Annotated in this window: 17 protein-coding genes; 10 read left to right on the forward strand and 7 right to left on the reverse strand. The window is 55.8% G+C overall.

Annotated elements, in window-relative coordinates:
• Nucleotides 1–2: 2 nt before the first annotated feature.
• Nucleotides 3–1199 (reverse strand): class I SAM-dependent methyltransferase, encoded by a 1197-nt coding sequence (locus AC0V6V_RS04270; RefSeq protein ID WP_486164204.1) that lies wholly within the window; start codon nt 1197–1199, stop codon nt 3–5.
• A 226-nt stretch (nt 1200–1425) separates the two neighbouring features.
• Between AC0V6V_RS04270 and AC0V6V_RS04275 the strand changes: the two genes are divergently transcribed.
• From AC0V6V_RS04275 to AC0V6V_RS04305, 7 genes are all read left to right on the forward strand, one after another.
• A complete protein-coding gene (locus AC0V6V_RS04275) occupies nt 1426–2688 on the forward strand; it encodes a hypothetical protein (protein WP_486164205.1) in 1263 nt (420 codons plus the stop codon).
• Nucleotides 2685–3974, forward strand: coding sequence for an MFS transporter (locus tag AC0V6V_RS04280; protein ID WP_486164206.1), 1290 nt, complete (start codon nt 2685–2687; stop codon nt 3972–3974). Before AC0V6V_RS04275 ends, AC0V6V_RS04280 begins: the two co-directional genes overlap by 4 nt.
• 2 nt (nt 3975–3976) lie before the next feature.
• Nucleotides 3977–5173, forward strand: coding sequence for a class I SAM-dependent methyltransferase (locus AC0V6V_RS04285; protein WP_486164207.1), 1197 nt, complete (start codon nt 3977–3979; stop codon nt 5171–5173).
• Entirely contained in the window at nt 5170–6375 is a 1206-nt protein-coding gene (locus AC0V6V_RS04290; protein ID WP_486164208.1) for a serine hydrolase domain-containing protein, read from the forward strand. Before AC0V6V_RS04285 ends, AC0V6V_RS04290 begins: the two co-directional genes overlap by 4 nt.
• Nucleotides 6376–6475: 100 nt before the next feature.
• The gene (locus AC0V6V_RS04295) at nt 6476–7678 is read left to right on the forward strand and encodes an FAD-dependent oxidoreductase (RefSeq protein WP_486164209.1); all 1203 of its coding nucleotides are present in this window, start codon (nt 6476–6478) and stop codon (nt 7676–7678) included.
• A 1-nt stretch (nt 7679) separates the two neighbouring features.
• Nucleotides 7680–8447 (forward strand): maleate cis-trans isomerase family protein, encoded by a 768-nt coding sequence (locus AC0V6V_RS04300; RefSeq protein WP_486164210.1) that lies wholly within the window; start codon nt 7680–7682, stop codon nt 8445–8447.
• Nucleotides 8448–8466: 19 nt separating this feature from the next.
• Complete coding sequence (locus AC0V6V_RS04305) at nt 8467–9327, forward strand: isocitrate lyase/PEP mutase family protein (protein ID WP_486164211.1); 861 nt, start codon at nt 8467–8469, stop codon at nt 9325–9327.
• A 5-nt stretch (nt 9328–9332) separates the two neighbouring features.
• Here the strand turns inward: AC0V6V_RS04305 and AC0V6V_RS04310 are convergent, their stop codons facing one another.
• Genes AC0V6V_RS04310 through AC0V6V_RS04320 form a run of 3 tightly spaced genes read right to left on the reverse strand, consistent with a single transcriptional unit; the run spans nt 9333 to nt 11400 of the window.
• A complete protein-coding gene (locus tag AC0V6V_RS04310) occupies nt 9333–10250 on the reverse strand; it encodes an IclR family transcriptional regulator domain-containing protein (protein WP_486164212.1) in 918 nt (305 codons plus the stop codon).
• 8 nt (nt 10251–10258) lie between these two features.
• Nucleotides 10259–11092, reverse strand: coding sequence for an SDR family NAD(P)-dependent oxidoreductase (locus tag AC0V6V_RS04315; RefSeq protein WP_486164213.1), 834 nt, complete (start codon nt 11090–11092; stop codon nt 10259–10261).
• Between the two features lie 2 nt (nt 11093–11094).
• Complete coding sequence (locus AC0V6V_RS04320; RefSeq protein WP_486138410.1) at nt 11095–11400, reverse strand: REDY-like protein HapK; 306 nt, start codon at nt 11398–11400, stop codon at nt 11095–11097.
• Nucleotides 11401–11563: 163 nt separating this feature from the next.
• On the opposite strand from AC0V6V_RS04320, the gene AC0V6V_RS04325 reads away from it, so the two are divergent.
• Entirely contained in the window at nt 11564–11926 is a 363-nt protein-coding gene (locus tag AC0V6V_RS04325) for a hypothetical protein (RefSeq protein WP_486164214.1), read from the forward strand.
• Between the two features lie 6 nt (nt 11927–11932).
• Here the strand turns inward: AC0V6V_RS04325 and AC0V6V_RS04330 are convergent, their stop codons facing one another.
• Genes AC0V6V_RS04330 through AC0V6V_RS04340 form a run of 3 tightly spaced genes read right to left on the reverse strand, consistent with a single transcriptional unit; the run spans nt 11933 to nt 14411 of the window.
• Nucleotides 11933–12853, reverse strand: a complete 921-nt coding sequence (locus AC0V6V_RS04330; RefSeq protein WP_486164215.1) for a polysaccharide deacetylase family protein — start codon at nt 12851–12853, stop codon at nt 11933–11935.
• Nucleotides 12850–13731: a polysaccharide deacetylase family protein gene (locus AC0V6V_RS04335; RefSeq protein ID WP_486164216.1), complete on the reverse strand. Its 882-nt coding sequence runs from the start codon at nt 13729–13731 to the stop codon at nt 12850–12852. The genes AC0V6V_RS04330 and AC0V6V_RS04335 overlap by 4 nt, the downstream gene beginning before the upstream one ends.
• Entirely contained in the window at nt 13728–14411 is a 684-nt protein-coding gene (locus tag AC0V6V_RS04340; RefSeq protein WP_486164217.1) for an isochorismatase family protein, read from the reverse strand. The genes AC0V6V_RS04335 and AC0V6V_RS04340 overlap by 4 nt, the downstream gene beginning before the upstream one ends.
• A gap of 151 nt (nt 14412–14562) precedes the next feature.
• On the opposite strand from AC0V6V_RS04340, the gene AC0V6V_RS04345 reads away from it, so the two are divergent.
• A complete protein-coding gene (locus AC0V6V_RS04345) occupies nt 14563–15855 on the forward strand; it encodes a 3-isopropylmalate dehydratase large subunit (RefSeq protein ID WP_486166217.1) in 1293 nt (430 codons plus the stop codon).
• A complete protein-coding gene (locus AC0V6V_RS04350; RefSeq protein ID WP_486164219.1) occupies nt 15792–15926 on the forward strand; it encodes an aconitase family protein in 135 nt (44 codons plus the stop codon). The genes AC0V6V_RS04345 and AC0V6V_RS04350 overlap by 64 nt, the downstream gene beginning before the upstream one ends.

Genomic DNA, 15926 nt, shown 5'->3' on the forward strand with positions numbered 1-15926 from the left:
GCTCAATCCTTCCTTGCGATCAGGACTTCCCAGCCAGCGCCGGGGGCAAATTCACCTGCAACGAATTCCTGCTCTGCTTCGGGCTCAGGTTCCGGTTCAGGTGCGAAGCCTTCGGGGATGAAGAAGGGAGCTGTGTCGAAGCGCACCGTCTCTTTGGCAAAGCCAGCATCAGCGGCCATTTGCTCTTGATCCAAATCGCGCATCGCGCCCCAGAATGGTTCGTTGTTGTAATAAGTCTCATTGTCCAAAATGAACTGGTTGAACGCACCCATTTTGAGGAAGGGCGGCAAATCGGCATGGATCATATACCCGCCCGGCTTGAGCAGCCGGTAACATTCCTCGAATATTTGCGGCATCGCCTTGCCGCTTGTCTCGTGCAGCAGGATATGGCTGACGATCAGGTCGAAGCTCTCATCCTCAAAGCCTGTTTGCGACGCATCGCGCTGCATAAATCCGACGTCCAAACCCTTGGCGGCGGCGCGGGCATGAGCATAGCGAATGCACGGCCCACCTACATCAATGCCCGTCACATCGGCATCGGGGAACACTTCTTTAAACGGCAGCGTCGAATGGCCGACGGTGCAGCCCATATCGAGAATACTGGTAGGCGTAAAACCGTCCAATTGCCTCTCGACATATTGGCAGACGGAGCGGCCCATGCCGTCATTATCCGGCCCCATCATGCCCATCGAATAGAGATAGACGCCGCGATCATAGAGCGCGCCAGCAGCCACATCCTGCTGACTTTCTTCGATCGAATAGCCGCCTGGCATACAGTGAATATCAATCGCGCTGACATAGCGCGGGACTTCAAACTCGGATGAGGTCTCCACCGGCGCCTTGTTGGCGTCAGAAAGTTTGGCCGCCGCCGCGTTCATCGCATCGAGATCACGCTCAATCGGCGCTTGAACGGACGACCAGATCATCTCCTGCGCCACACGATTGGTAAGCGCATAAGTCTGAAAATAGGGATCAGCGACCATGCCTTCGCGGATTTGATGACGGTCAGCCGGCTCTTGCCCGTGCTTTTTCTTATAAGCTCTCGATACTCGACCCTCAAACACAGGGCCGAGCCCCGGCAACAGGCGATCTTGGGTAAAGCGCTTGAGGCTCATCGCGAATTCTTGCTTTGCAAGGTCATCGTGATTGCCGACAACAAGCATATCGTGTTTTGCCTGTCCCGAAACAAACTGCGCCAACTCAATTCTCCTCATCGCAAAATCTGTCGCCAAAGTTCCTGTGAGCGCCCGCCAAGAACGTTTCGACTCACACCTTATTTGCTAGGTTTACCGTTCGCCTTCGACACTATGAACGGTCAATTCTAACCGCGTGGCGGTCAATTGCCGACTGGAATCTGGTTAGCCGCTAAACTTTGGTGTCGTTTCTTGCCGTCAAACAGAGCTTAGCGCTCATGGGAAAAGTTCAATGTCCGATCAAAATTTGGCCGCAGAGCAGAGTGAGGGTGATCTCTCAAAAACAATGCCCCAGAGCTGGCTAGGCTACGCATGGGCATTCTCGTTCTTTGCACTGAGTATTACGACCACACTGATGCCAAGGGCGGACAAGGCGACCCCGCTGCGCGAATTCTATCGCGGCTGGCATTATTCGATCGGCACGCTTGTCACCATTTTGAGCATTTGGGTGGTGATCCGGCTTTGGAAAAACCGCAAGAAGCCCATCAATCAGGACATGTCCGCGCTCGCCAATCGCTGGGCTTTCGCGCTTGCCTTCACAACCGCTTCCATCCTTTGTTTGCCGTGGTTCTTGGGAATGCTGAGCGGCTGGTCTAGCGGTCTTGAGCTGCACCTGTTCGGCTTATTCGACCTGCCAAGCCTTATCGGCAAAGACCGTACGATCTGGTTGTTCACCGGGTATTTTCACGCGGCCATTGGTTTCTCAATAGTGGCACTGACTTTGGTGGCGCTGCTAACCGGTCTGTATTTCCTGATGCGATATGGGCAGGGCCTATTCGCAGCATTCCCGCTTGGGTTTGGCCTTTTGGTGTTCTTGAATGCGGCGAGCATCGTTTATGCCAATGCGACTTTCGAAAGCCCCGAACCTGGGCCGGGCGCAGTGGCTACCTTCCTTGTATTTTGTGCTGTTCTTTGGGGCCTTGCGCGATTGCTCAAGCGGCAGCCAAGCCGGACCAGCGGAATTTTCAAAGGCGCAGCGGGAATGGGCATAGCCACGCTTAGTTGCGCGACGCTTGTAGCCGCCATTGGATTGTACGGGCCTTACCAACTCTTCCGCGTCAGCCCGATCGAAATGGGCGAAGTCGGAACTGGACCCGAGCAGACCGCAGCCATCACCGTGCAAGTCACGCCGGAGACTGCGCTTGAACGCGATGTGCGCGCCGAAAACTACAAATGGTGCACCTTCTGCCACACGATGAATAAAGGCGGCGAGCACAAGGCGGGCCCTAACCTTTATGGCATTTTTGGGCGGGAAGTCGGCACCGTGCCCGGCTTTGCATATACCGAAGGTTTTGCTGCCCACGGCAAGGAAGGGACAGTGTGGGACGATGAGCTGATGGACAAGCTGATCGCAGACCCTGATGCCTTCGCACCTGGGACAACCATGGTCGTCTCCAGCGGCAATGAACAAGACCCCGAACGGCGCGCTGCGCTCATCAATATTCTCAAAAAAGAAACGATGGGCGATGCCGTCGAGGAAGTACCCGCTCCATGAACCAGACGAAGCAAAGCGAGTTTGCCAAAGGTTGGAAAAGCTTATTTTCAGGGATGATTGGCGTCTCCACCGGCACCTCCCCGCTGCCGTTCAACACGCTGCCGATTGTGATCGGGCCGATCAATTATGCGATGGGCTGGTCCTTTCTGGAAATTAGCATCGGCATCACGATCTACGGCATTGTGGGATGCATCTTTGCACCGGCTGTAGGCGCGCTCGCTGACAATTTCGGGACCAAGCGCGTTGCGCTAACATCACTGCTTTTGTTCGGCTTTGCGTTTGGTTCGATGGCCTTTGTACCGGGGGAATTATCCGCATTCTATCTGTTCTGGGCGATCATAGGGATGGTCGGGATCGGCTCGTCTCCCGTCACTTGGAGCCGCACAATCAACCTGTGGTTTTATGAACATCGCGGGCTGGCTCTGGGCATCCTCTTGGTCGGGACCAGCATCGCCGGTTTCATAGTGCCGCAGATCGCCAATGCTGTGCTCGAAATGTCTGATTGGCGGACGGTATTTCTAGTCCTCGCCGCTCTACCCTTGTTCGTGGGTTTCCCCATCGCGATGCTAATGTTTCGCGACCCAGATCCCGATGAACGCCCGGTTGGAAACAACGCAACGCAGGGCAATTTGCCGGGCATGACACTGCGCGAGGCGGTCACCGGTTACAAGTTTTGGGTGATGTTCGTTTCCATCGCCTGCATCGCGCTCGCTTATGGCGGGGCGCATATTCACATGGTCCAGATGGTCATGCCGCATGGCTTCACCTCAGGTTCCGCCGCAACCATTATGGGTGTGGTGGCAATCGGCATTTTGTCGGGCCGCGTGATCGTTGGATTGCTGTTTGACAAATTCTGGGCGCCCGGTGTCGCTGCGCCAGTTTTGGCCATGCCGGTAATCGCCTGTTATTTCCTGATCGGTTCGGACACTCCGACCTGGCTAGTGTTTGTCGCGGGCTATTTGATGGGCTTTGCCGCAGGCGCAGAAAGCGACATGATCGCCTATATGGCCAGCCGCTATTTTGGCGTAAAGAATTACGGCAAGATCTACGGATTTCTGTTTCTGCCATTCGGCGTCTTTTCCGCCTTGTCCGCAACGATGTACGGAACAGTCAGAGATTCCACCGGCAATTATGATCTTGTATTGACCTGGGCGATGGGCCTGTTCGCCTTTGGCGGTCTGATCTTGCTGACTCTAGGGCGATATCCAGTCTGGGACAGCACTCGCACCAGTAAAGATGCCGAGTTAGACCAGCCCCCCGCAGGCTTAGAACCAACGGGAACCTGACCATGAAGCGTGAAGATGTTGCCCCGCCCTACAATGCCGTTGCTCAGCATGATGTGTTCCCAAAACCGGGCCATGATGATGCTGCGCGTTTCAATTTCTTGGCCAATTTCAATCGCTATATGGCGAGCGAATTGGGGCCAGGGAACAAGCGCGCTTATGATACGCAGGTCCTGCCTGCTTTCATAAAGGAGCATGGCCGCGAACCAAAAGACCGGTTTGAAATTCGCAAGGCGATGAACCGCAATCCGTGGCACCAATTCTGGTCGGCGCTCAAACGCAATTCGATGGAATACCGCCAGCATCAAGGGCGCATGATGGTCTTGCGCCAGCTCGATAGTTTGATCGAGAAGACCGAGGTCCTGAACGCAGGCAGCAATCGGCTAGTTCTCGACGAGAGTGTAGAGATACCGCGTTACCAAGCTGCAGTCGATATTCACTGTATGCCGGGCAGTTATCACGGCGAGGAATGCCCCGGCGATATTTCAGCCGGTGCCAATTACGATTGCGGAATTTTCGCAACCACGGCGGGCTCAATCGGTGCGCTGTCTGATGGCGGCGGTCAGGCTTTGGTCAAATGGATCAAGCAGGAAAAGCCCGGTTGGACCCCGCGCCGCATTCTCGATATTGGCTGCACCATCGGGCACAATATCGTCCCGCTCGCGCTGGCATTCCCCGATACGGAAATCATTGCAATTGATACGGCTGCGCCGGTGCTGCGTTATGGCCATGCCCGTGCCAAGGCCTTGGGCGCTGAGAATATCACATTCCTCCAACACAACGCAGAGGATCTTTCGCGGTTTGAGGACGGATATTTCGACTGGGTGCAGACGACCATGTTTCTGCACGAAACCAGCGGCACCGCCCTACCCGCAATCATCAAAGAGGGATACCGGACGCTGGCAAAAGGCGGGGTGATGTTCCATCTGGAACAGCCCGCCTACACCGACGATATGCCGCTCTACGAGCAATTCATCCGCGATTGGGACGCCTTCAACAACAACGAACCGTTCTGGTCATCCATGCACGCGATCGACCTAAATGAAGTGATGGTCGAAGCTGGTTTTGACCGAGACGCTCTGTTTGAAACCCATGTGAAGGCCGAAGTCGATCAAAGCGTATTCCCGGCAACAGCCACTGATGGTGAAACCGAAGACCATGGCCGTGCACCAGCTTGGCATGCTTTTGGAGCTTGGAAATGACGAAACGTTTGGCAGTTTTGACGGCGGCGCTGTTCATAAGCGCCTGCTCAACCGGCGAAGGCCTGGAGCCAGTCGCGCCAGCAACCGTCACAGAGGCTCCGGCCAAACGCGATGCTGCGGCCTATGCCCAGAGCATGATGGGTACGACTGTTCTTGATGTCGACCGGTTTGAATTCACCGCAGACATTGCCGGCTGTTCGGCGGCCTCATTACCTCGCGATATTCCAGCGCAGGGAAGTGCTCTCCACACCGCCATTGGCAAAGCAAAAAGCTATTCCGACACCGCCAATGGCACCAGTCTGCTGGTAATGATCGACGGCAAGATCGTCCACGAAAGCTATGACAATGGGCTGACTCCGGATGGCCTTACCGATAGCTATTCAATGCAGAAATCCTTGTTGGCTCTGACGTTTGCGGCCGCTTTGGATGATGGGGTGATCGGCTCGTTGGATGAGCCTGTCGGGCCATACATTCCCGAATGGGCCGGGGACGCTCGCGGAACCATATCCTTCCGCAACCTGTTGCAAATGGCCAGCGGACACAAACCCGCCCCCTTTGGTAGCCCGGACAGCGTGGCTCTTTTGTGGGGCGATGATATCAATGCTGTCGCCTTGGCCACACAGGCGGAAAACCCGCCCGGGCAGCAATTCTGGTATCTCAACTCGAACAGCCAGATCGCTGGTTATGCGCTCGACAATGCGTTGAAAAAGGCTGGCAAGACGAGCTATCTCGACTATTTTCAGAGCCGTATCTGGTGCGCCTTGGGCAATGGCCCAGCGAAAATGTGGCTCGACCGCACAGGCGGCTCACCGCACTATTTCTCAGGCATGTTTGCCACAGGCCGCGACTGGGCACGCGTTGGCGAGATGCTTCGCCAGCAAGGCACAGCAGGCGGCAAACAGATCATTTCGGCCAAGAGCATAGCCGAAATACTGCCCCCCTCGCCCACCAATCCGAATTATGCCGCGCACATATGGCTGGGCAAAGAGTGGAAGGCGATGCGCCAATACAATCCATCTCCTGCAGCCGCTGTTGCTCAGTCAGAGCCATATCTGGCCGATGATGTGATCTTCTTCGACGGGTTTGGCGGGCAAAGAGTGTACGTTGTGCCTTCCGCATCATTGACTGTGGTCAGAACGGGGATGGTCAATTTCGGCTATGACGACGCAATAATCGTCAACGCCTTGCTGTCAGCTCTGTAGCTTCGGTAGCCGCACTGCGAATAATAGCGCGAGGCGCCACACATTTCTGAGTGAAATGCCCATAGATTGCTCAATAGGTTGAGTTTTAGGGCAGCTTGGAATGAAGCAATTGAAGACCAAAGTTGTGATTGCGGGAGCTGGCCCGGTAGGCGCGGTGACCGCCTATTACCTGGCTGAAAAAGGCATTGATGTTGTTCTCCTCGAAGCGGGCAACAGCAACGCTCAGGATCTGCGCGCATCGACCTTTCACCCGCCAACATTGGAGATGCTCGACGAGCTGGGCATCACAGACAGGCTAATCGAACAGGGCCTAAAAGCGCCTGTGTTTCACTTCCGCGAACGCAAGACCGGAGATGTGATTGATTTCGATTTAGGCGAAATTTCTGATGTCACAAAGTTTCCGTTTCGCATCCAATGCGAACAATATCATCTCTCCTCGATGTTATCCTCAGCGCTGGAACACAATGAGCGGGCGCAGGTTCTGTTCAATCACCGCGTTGTTGGGTTTCACCAGCATAGCCGGGGCGTTGAAGTTTATGCCGAGACGCCAGAATCAATCGTTCGGATTGATGCCGACTATCTAATTGGCGCAGACGGCTCGAACAGCATTATCCGCAAGTGGTTGGAGACGGAATTCATCGGCTTCACCTACCCAGAAAAGTTCCTCTGCTTCAGCACAGAAGAGCCGATTGAGGAGACGATCCCTAACCTCAGCTATGTCAATTATGTATCTGATCCAGAAGAGTGGATGGTGCTTTTGCGGGTACCCAAATTGTGGCGTGTGCTTGTTCCTACGACGGAAAATCAAGGCGACGATTTCCTGACGTCAGACACCTATAAAACTGACGTATTTGATCGCCTTATCGGCAACGGCGCCAGCGTCGAAACCAAGCATCGGACAATTTACCGTGTGCATCAACGTGTTGCCAAAAAGTTCGTGCATGACCGTGTGATCATTATCGGTGATGCGGCCCATTTGAACAATCCGATCGGCGGATTTGGCATGAACAGCGGCATCCATGATGCAATCAATCTGTGCGAGAAGATGGAACGCATTTATAAGGGGTCGGATGCGGACGCATTGCTCGGCAAGTTTGAGCGCCAGCGCTACAAAACCACCCATGATTTCATCCAGGCGCAAACGATCCGCAACATGGAATATCTGGCGCAAGGCGATGATACAGAACACCAGCGGCGCAAGTCGGAGATGGAGCGCAATCGGTCCGATACAGAGCTGCGGCGTTCCTACCTGTTGCGGCAGTCGATGATCGAAAGCCTCGAAAAGCAAAAGGCGATTGCGTGAGATGCCGCTGAGACCACGGCCAAACCCTGATGCGCAAGGGCATAGGGCCCTGTTCGGTGTACTTGGCCCGTCAACAAACACGATCGTCCAACCTGATTTTGACGATATGCGCCCAGTAGGCGTCACCAACCATTACAGCCGAATTGTCGTCGATGATGCGCAGGCGATCTCTGATGAGAGCTTTATGGCCGGGACATTGGAAATTTCGCGCAACACCCTGGATGCGGTTCGCGGGGTACTCACGTGCAACCCCGATTTTCTGGTCATGGGCATGTCTGCCGTTACCTTTTACGGCGGTGCAGGTGGCGCACAGAAATGGCGCGAGAATATCGAGAGCGAAGCTGGCCTCAAATTGTGCACCGGCTCCCAATCACTGATTGAGGCGTTTAGCGCCTATGGCGGGATCAAACGCATTGCAGTGCTGTCGCCGTATTACCCCTCGGCCAATGCGCAAGTGGCACATTTCATGGCCGATCACGGCATTGAAGTGGTCCGCGATATCTGCCTGCGCTGCCCGAGCTGGACAAGCATTGCGCAAGTCAGCACGGCAACCCTTCGCGATCAGCTCAAGGCATTGGATGGCGATGATATTGATGCGCTGGTTCAGGTCGGCACGAACCTGTCCATGACGCGGCTGGCCGCTGCAGCTGAACTGTATCTGGGCAAGCCTGTGATCGCGATCAACACCGCGACCTATTGGAATGCGCTGAGGCAAAACGGCTTTGACGATAGGATCGCCGGCTTCGGGCGACTTTTGGAAGAGTTCTGATGCTGGCAAAGGCAAGGAAATGAACGGGGCAATCCTTCGCGAGCGCGCGCTTTCTGACAAAATCGTGGCCGCGCCCGGGGTCTATGACATAATGTCGCTCTTGCTGGCCAATCGGCACGGCTTCGCCGCGCATTATGCCTCAGGCTATTGGAACGCAGCAGCGACATTGGGCGAGCCGGATCTTAGCATTGCCGGATATCGCGATTTCATTACCCCGTTTGCCCGCTTGGCCGAGAAAAGCACAGCGCCAATCATCGCGGATGCTGATACCGGATTTGGCAGCTTGGCCAGCCTCGATCATTGCGTGAGGGGTTATCAGCGCGCAGGGATTGCCGCGATCCAGCTAGAAGATCAGCCTTTCCCGAAGAAATGCGGCCATTTTGGCGGTGTGCCTGTCGTTCCGGCCGCGGAGATGTGCGCGCGGATCAAGCTCGCTGTGGAAGCCCGCGAAGACGGCGATATGGTGATCATTGCGCGCACGGATGCCATCGGCGCGGAGGGCTTGGATGCAGCATTGGACAGGCTGAACGCGTACGCTGACGCAGGCGCGGATTGGTTGTTTCTTGAAGCTCCCAAAAGCGAGGAAGACATTGCCCGCGCAGCGCAAAGTCTCGATCTGCCGCTGATGATCAATGCGGCGCATGGCGGAAAGACACCGATCCTGAGGCCCTCGGAATACGAAGCGCTGGGTGTGTCCGTTGTCATCTATCCCGCCGGCGCACCGCTCAGCGCATCTGCGGCGGCAGACAAATTCTTTGCAGACCTGAGCCAAGATGACGCAAACCCCAGCGGTGAAGGCTGGTTCGCATTCAGCGACATGAACACTTTGATGGGCAAGGATAGGATAGAAGAGCTGCAAGAACGCTTTGGCCAAGCGTGAGCCAGCTAAACTTTGCCGCCCTCGACCTCTGCAAGTTCCTGACCAATGTTGATCGCGGTTTCTTCCAAATCAGCCAGATAGCGTTCGGCAACTTCAACATTCGTCATGGCAGACGCAAAGTAGATTAGCGTTAGCGTGCCCACGATGTCGCCATTGCCGCCCCAAAAAATCGGCACTGCAATAGACGAGGTTTTGCCTGCATCGGCGGTGTAGGTGTTGCGATTGTGAACTGCAAAACCCTTTGCCCGTATATCTTTGAGAACCGCATTATCGCCGACCATGACGAGCCCGACGCGGGAAGTGTCGTTCTCAGTCATGCGCCAACCTTCAACGATCGCATCCAGCTCCGCTTCTTCGCAATGCGCGATATACGCTTTACCCGATGCGCATTCCGAAATGGGCAAGGTGTAACCCGGGTAGTAATTGGTGAAAGTAAGGCTGGTTTGGCCATGAGTGGAATCGCGCACCATCATGCTGGTGCCCACGCGCGTCGCGAGCGAGATAGGCCAATTCACGTGCTCGGTGAGGTTAACCAGATGATCACGGGCAACACTGACCAAGGCGTCTTCCGCTTGGTAACCGGTCGACAGTGTTTGGACGAGAGCCGTCGCTCGGTACCGCTTGCGCGATGGCTCGCGCTCAATCATGCCCTCATGGATCAGCGTTTGCACGATCCGGCAGGCGGTCGGATAAGGGATCTCTGCAGCTCGGGAAATTCCCATCATGGAAATGGGTCCAATCCGGTTGACCGCCTGAATGACCGCTAAGCCGCGGCTGATTGCTCTGATGGGCACTCCGCGATCTAGTTTTGCTTCGGCCACTTCTACTCCATCGGTGCACTCGATTGGATCAAAGCTACCCTCACCCTCCGTGCTTTGCAATGCAGCCTCATCGCCTGCTGCGGCTCGCGTTACAAAGTCCATAAGCCCTCCTAGTGCATCTCTTCACCGCCAGAGACATTCATGGCCTCACCAGTGACATAGGCCGCATCATCACTGGCCAGCCATGCACAAGCCGCCGCAATGTCGCTGGGTAGCCCAGTGCGTCCCGACGGATTGCGCGCGCGCATGTCGGCGAGATAATCATCGATATTGGCGAAGCCTTTGTACTCCGCGAAATAGGCGTTCTGTTTCTCGCCCAGGCCGGTTGTCACATGGTTCGGGCACACGGCGTTGACGGTGATCTTCTTCGGAGCCAGCTCAACCGCAGCCGAGCGCGTCAGGCCGATCATCCCGTGTTTGGAGCTGCAATAGGGGATCATATGCGGAAAGCCGCTCTTCGCGGCCTGGCTAGCAATGTTGATGATCCGGCCTGCCTTGCCTTCGCTGGTCATATGCTGAGCCGCCGCCTTTGTGCAGTAAAACGCGCCCGACAGATTGACGTCGATCACCGCGCGCCATTCATCCGCACTGGTATCGAGCAGGGATTTCATGATGTAGCCAATGCCAGCATTGTTGATCATCACATCAACACCGCCAAAGTGCTGGACCGCGGCATCAACCATAGCCTGACAGCTATCATCATCGCGAACATCGCAGGCAATGGTCATCGCATGCCCGCCGCGCTCGGTCAGTTCCTGAGCGACCTCTTCCATTTCGGCGGTCGAGCCAATGTGGTCTGCGCCCATATGCTCGGTCGGTGCGCCAATATCGGAGACCACGCAATTGGCCCCTTCATCGGCAAATCTTTGAAGGATACCCTGCCCCAAGCCTTTGTGCCGGCCGGAGCCAGTGACAATCACGGTTTTCCCAGCAAAACGTGCCACGGCTAAAGCGCCTCTGTCAGGATGAACTCAGGGTTATCGGCGAATTCTCCAAACGCTGATGCGACTTTCTGAAACGCCTCTGTCGAGGTTTGCGCGCCAAATGCGTCCATGTCGTTGACGTCGATAATCTCAATGTACTCGTAGCTCGGCTTGGCATCGCTGCCCAGAACGCCGGATGATCGCAAAACGTCAAATCCGTCGACCGATGAAAGAGCGTTGACCCCTGGAATGTCGACTGACTTCGCCCACTCTTCATAAGCTGCGACATCAGCGTCGGATTTGAGATTGAACAGAGCAATGATTTTCATAGCGCTTTTCCCATTTTTTGAGAGGGCAGAGCTAAGCAAAGCTGCGGCCTTAAACGGACAATTCAGCCAGTTTGGCCGCAGCGCGGATATTTTCGACCTCCAAGCCATCTGGCTCGCTGCCCTTGGGATAGTTCCCACTCCTATCAAACGGAGTATGTCTGCCATGAGCGAAGACCCGATGGATTGGATTTCACTTGCCGGCAAAAAGGCGAAGGGCAAACGGCCCGCTTATTTTGACGCGCCCGAAAATGAGCGGATGTTGTCGATCCTGATGGCATTGGTGGCTGAGGTCTCCGTGGTTCGCGAACGGCTCGACACGGTCGAAAGGCTGCTGGACGAAAGGGGTTCAATCAACCGCGAGGACATCGAAACCTATGCGCCTGATCGCGATGCTGCCTTCGAACGCGGCCTCAAGACACGCGAATATATCGCAAGGGTCATGCGCGGCGTGCAGCAATCAATGGAGGCTATGCAAAAGCAAGAGCCTGACCTTGAACAGGTGAGCAAAGAAATTCGCGACAGCTAGAGGAGATCAACCTCTCGTCCACTGATCCAGCATCCCGGTGCCGGTTGTGAACGCGATGTCGGGATTCTGACTCAGCCCGTCGATCAGTGTTTCAAACGCATCAATTCGAAACGGCAATCCGCTGATATAGGGCGTCAGGTGAAGCGGCAGCATACGCCCGCCAAACTGCTTCGCTTCTTTAAGCAACCACTCGCTCGCATCGTCGATTTGCTGAGCATAGCTGTCCATCGAATGCTGCTGCACATTGATGATTTGCCTGTCCGACAGCTCATGATTGAGCGGCAGATTGGCAATCGCGCCGCTACCGGTTTCAAAGTGATAGGGCAGCTCGTCATTGACCCAATCGCACATGAAACGCGCGCCTGCCTCGGCGAGCAAACGCGGCGTGTTGAAGCTTTGCGAGCGGGCAATAGATAGCCAGCCTTCCGGCCGATTTCCCGTCGCGCTTTCGATCTGGTCAAAGCTCTTCGCGATAAGATCACGCTCGTCCGCCTCACTCATGCCGCTGGCGATTGTGCCGTTCATATCGACCGAGTGAGCGATGATCTCGTGCCCGCCCGAAACAATGTCAGACACAAGCTGCGGATAGCGCCCAGCTATGGCCGAATTCATCGCAACCGATACCGCATGGCCGCGTTTCTCAAACGCATCCAGCAGCCTGTAAATGCCGATACGCGTGCCATATTCGCGGGTAGTGTAGTGCCGATAATCTGGATAAGCCGTTTGCATATGGCCAGGTGCACGAAACGGATCATCGCTGGGCACCATAGGAAAATACTCTAGGCTGATCACCGGCCAGACCAGCAAGTCTTTTCCGTCATCCCAGGCAATCTTGGGACGCGAAAACATGTTGCTGTAGGGATAGAGCGCATGATCCATGCCGCGCTGGCGCTTTGGGTATTCGAGATAGGCCGGATCCAAGCTCATGCGGTCTGCTCCCGAAAGCTATCGACGATTGCGCCAGCCGTGGTGATCCAAGCTCTGCCGTCGCTCGCGATATGTTCAAGCACCCGCTCAAACGCGCCGATCCGATGCGGCTGACCAATCAGATAGCTGTGCAGCGGGATGCACATGACCGTGCCAGAGGCCGCTCCTTCCTCGGCCAGCCGATCATATTGCCGGATCAAGGTTTCGGCATAGTCTCGCGGCGACATGTTGTAGATGAAGAAGCCATAATGATCATTCACCTCCAGCGAATAAGGGATCGCGGTCAGGCTGCCCTTGGCGACATTCACCTTCGTCGGTTGGTCATCGTGATAGAGGTCGCAAGTGTAATCGAGGCCGTATTCCGCAAGCAGGTCCAGCGTGCGCGGTGTGTGGGTCAAAGCTGGTGCGAGCCAGCCGCGAATGCGTTGCCCCGTCGCCTTCTCAACCGTGGCGATGGAATCTTCGATAATCGCGCGTTCTTGCGCCTCGTCCATGCCGTAAGAATAGCGGGTGTTGTAAATGCCGTGGCTGAAAAACTCCCAGCCACGATCCCGCGCATCCTCAACAACTTCTGGGATATGATCACACAATGCGACCGAGAGGCTGACTGAACCGGGAAAGCCATGCCGGCTCATCATCTCGGCCATGCGCCAATGCGATACGCGGTTGGCGTGATCGCGGTGGCTATACCCCACCACATCGGGATGCGGTTTGGCCCACGATTTACGATGCGGATTGGCTGGCGGGTCTAGCTCGTAAAATTCCAGATTGGGCGCGACCCAGACCGCGCAGGTCTTGCCTTCTGGCCAAACGAGTTTTTCACGCCCGCGATAGGGCTGATATTCATAAAGTCCCGGATCGCTCTTCTGCGCGGTCATCCATGGCTCTCCAGCCATTCAATCACAGCAGAAACCGGCTCCACATCGGCATATTTGATCTGCAAATCGGTGAGATTGGCAAAGTGATAGCTCTCATGCTTATCCGCGCATGTCTCAATCGGCACGATGGTGCGATAGCCGTGGCTTAACGCATCCACCGCCGTTGCCCTGACGCAGCCTGACGTGGACCCGCCGGTGACCACAACCGTATCGACCTTGTGCCAAGTCAGATAGCTGGCCAGCTGCGTTTCGAAAAATGCGCTCGGCATCCGTTTGGTATAGCAAAGATCATCGCTGCCAATGTCACAGCGCGGATCAAACTCGTGCCGGGGCGAGCCATATCGAATGTTCTGAAGCGAATCCTCCGTATCGGTGCGCGTGCCCCAAACACCCGCATCGCTCGCATCACTTTTGTAAGCAACGCGGCTCCAGATAACCGGCATTTTGGCAGCACGAGCGAGGCTGGATATCGTATTGATATACTCGATCTGACGCGGATCGGTTTCATAGGCGGTTTTGAACATGTCGGTTCGGGTATAAGCTTGCTGGACATCGACATTGACGATCGCCAGCTTTGATCCAAAGCCGAATTTCTTGCGCGCAGGATTGGCCATCAATTCTTCGAATATCTGCCGAGCGGTCCGGCCATCCTCGATCATTTTCGTGCCAATTTGCGCCATCACAAACCTCCAGTGGTTTGCGCAAATCTATGCGGTCCGGCGCGGGCGCTGAGCAGGCCAATTGCGAGAATTAGTCGCACAGCGAGTATTTGGGCACGAATGCTGTGTCATACCGCCCAAATTCTTGCGATTATAGCGTATGGCAACAACGTTGTTCGACAAAATATGGAATCGTCATCTGATCGAGCCGCTTGCCGCGCGCAATGCGTTGATCGCGATTGACCGTGTGTTCCTGCATGAGCGGACAGGCGCGGTTGCGCTCAATTCCCTCAAACAGGCCGGCCGAAAACCGAACGATCCGGCCCGCGTGTTTTGCGTGATGGACCATATCGTCGATACGCGCCCAGGCCGTGGCGACCAGACATTGATGCCCGGCGGGCAGGCCTTCATCACAGAGACCCGCCAAGCAGCTGTCGACGCCGGCATCCATTTGTTCGACGTGAATGACGCAGATCAGGGCATCACCCATGTGATCTCACCGGAACTGGGGATTGTCCTGCCCGGCTGCACGCTAATCGCACCCGACAGCCACACTTGCACTCAGGGCGCATTCGGTGCGCTGGCCTGGGGTGTAGGCTCTTCTGAAGCTGAGCACGCGATGGCCACGGGTACATTGAGGGTGAAGCGGCCCGATACGATACGGGTCAAGTTTGAAGGCCAGATGGGTCCCGGTGTCACCGCCAAAGACATGATCCTGTCGCTAATTGCGCAATACTCGGCATCGGGTGGGCGCGGAAAGGTGATTGAGTTTTGCGGGCAGGCTGTTCGCGAACTCGACATGGAAGCGCGCATGACCTTGTGTAACATGGCGACCGAATTTGGCGCGATGAGCGCGATCATTGCGCCAGATGAGAAGACTTTCGAGTACCTTCAGAACCGGCGCTTTGCGCCAACAGGCGCGACATGGGACACTGCCTTGGCCGATTGGCAAATCCTCAGCAGCGATCAAGATGCGACCTTTGACGAGGAGATCGCGATTGATGCGAGCACCATTGCGCCAATGATCACTTGGGGGACCAGCGGCGACGCGGCGGTCGCAATCAATGGCCAAGTGCCCAGTAACGCGGATGCGCAAATGCTTAGCTATATGGCGCTCGAACCCGGGCAAGCATTGATCGGCCTGCCAATTGATGCAGCCTTTATTGGCAGTTGCACCAATTCGCGCCTTAGCGACCTGCGGCGCGCGGCGGATGTTCTAAGCGGAAGAAAGGTAGCCGCCGGGACGAAAGCGATTTGCGTGCCTGGGTCATCGGCGGTGAAGCGCGCCGCTGAGAATGAAGGGCTCCACCAGATATTTCTCGACGCCGGTTTTGAATGGCGTGAAAGCGGATGTTCGATGTGCTTCTTCGCAGGGGGGAGAGCTTTGCCGAGGGTGCGCGCGTGGTCAGCTCCACCAACCGCAGTTTCCGCAATCGGCAAGGGCATTTGGTCAAAACCCATATAGCCAGCCCAGAACTCGTCGCTGCCAGCGCGATCAAAGGCGCTATCGCTGACCATCGGGAGTGTGCGCGATGA

This window comes from Erythrobacter sp. S249 (assembly GCF_057364975.1).

Excerpts from the sequence above, each read along its gene's own strand:
- AC0V6V_RS04275 (WP_486164205.1), top strand. The coding sequence starts at position 1,426 with ATGTCCGATCAAAATTTGGCCGCAGAGCAGAGTGAGGGTGATCTCTCA.
- AC0V6V_RS04280 (WP_486164206.1), top strand. The coding sequence starts at position 2,685 with ATGAACCAGACGAAGCAAAGCGAGTTTGCCAAAGGTTGGAAAAGCTTA.
- AC0V6V_RS04285 (WP_486164207.1), top strand. The coding sequence starts at position 3,977 with ATGAAGCGTGAAGATGTTGCCCCGCCCTACAATGCCGTTGCTCAGCAT.
- AC0V6V_RS04290 (WP_486164208.1), top strand. The coding sequence starts at position 5,170 with ATGACGAAACGTTTGGCAGTTTTGACGGCGGCGCTGTTCATAAGCGCC.
- AC0V6V_RS04295 (WP_486164209.1), top strand. The coding sequence starts at position 6,476 with ATGAAGCAATTGAAGACCAAAGTTGTGATTGCGGGAGCTGGCCCGGTA.
- AC0V6V_RS04300 (WP_486164210.1), top strand. The coding sequence starts at position 7,680 with ATGCCGCTGAGACCACGGCCAAACCCTGATGCGCAAGGGCATAGGGCC.
- AC0V6V_RS04305 (WP_486164211.1), top strand. The coding sequence starts at position 8,467 with ATGAACGGGGCAATCCTTCGCGAGCGCGCGCTTTCTGACAAAATCGTG.
- AC0V6V_RS04310 (WP_486164212.1), bottom strand. The coding sequence starts at position 10,250 with ATGGACTTTGTAACGCGAGCCGCAGCAGGCGATGAGGCTGCATTGCAA.
- AC0V6V_RS04320 (WP_486138410.1), bottom strand. The coding sequence starts at position 11,400 with ATGAAAATCATTGCTCTGTTCAATCTCAAATCCGACGCTGATGTCGCA.
- AC0V6V_RS04325 (WP_486164214.1), top strand. The coding sequence starts at position 11,564 with ATGAGCGAAGACCCGATGGATTGGATTTCACTTGCCGGCAAAAAGGCG.
- AC0V6V_RS04330 (WP_486164215.1), bottom strand. The coding sequence starts at position 12,853 with ATGAGCTTGGATCCGGCCTATCTCGAATACCCAAAGCGCCAGCGCGGC.
- AC0V6V_RS04335 (WP_486164216.1), bottom strand. The coding sequence starts at position 13,731 with ATGACCGCGCAGAAGAGCGATCCGGGACTTTATGAATATCAGCCCTAT.
- AC0V6V_RS04340 (WP_486164217.1), bottom strand. The coding sequence starts at position 14,411 with ATGGCGCAAATTGGCACGAAAATGATCGAGGATGGCCGGACCGCTCGG.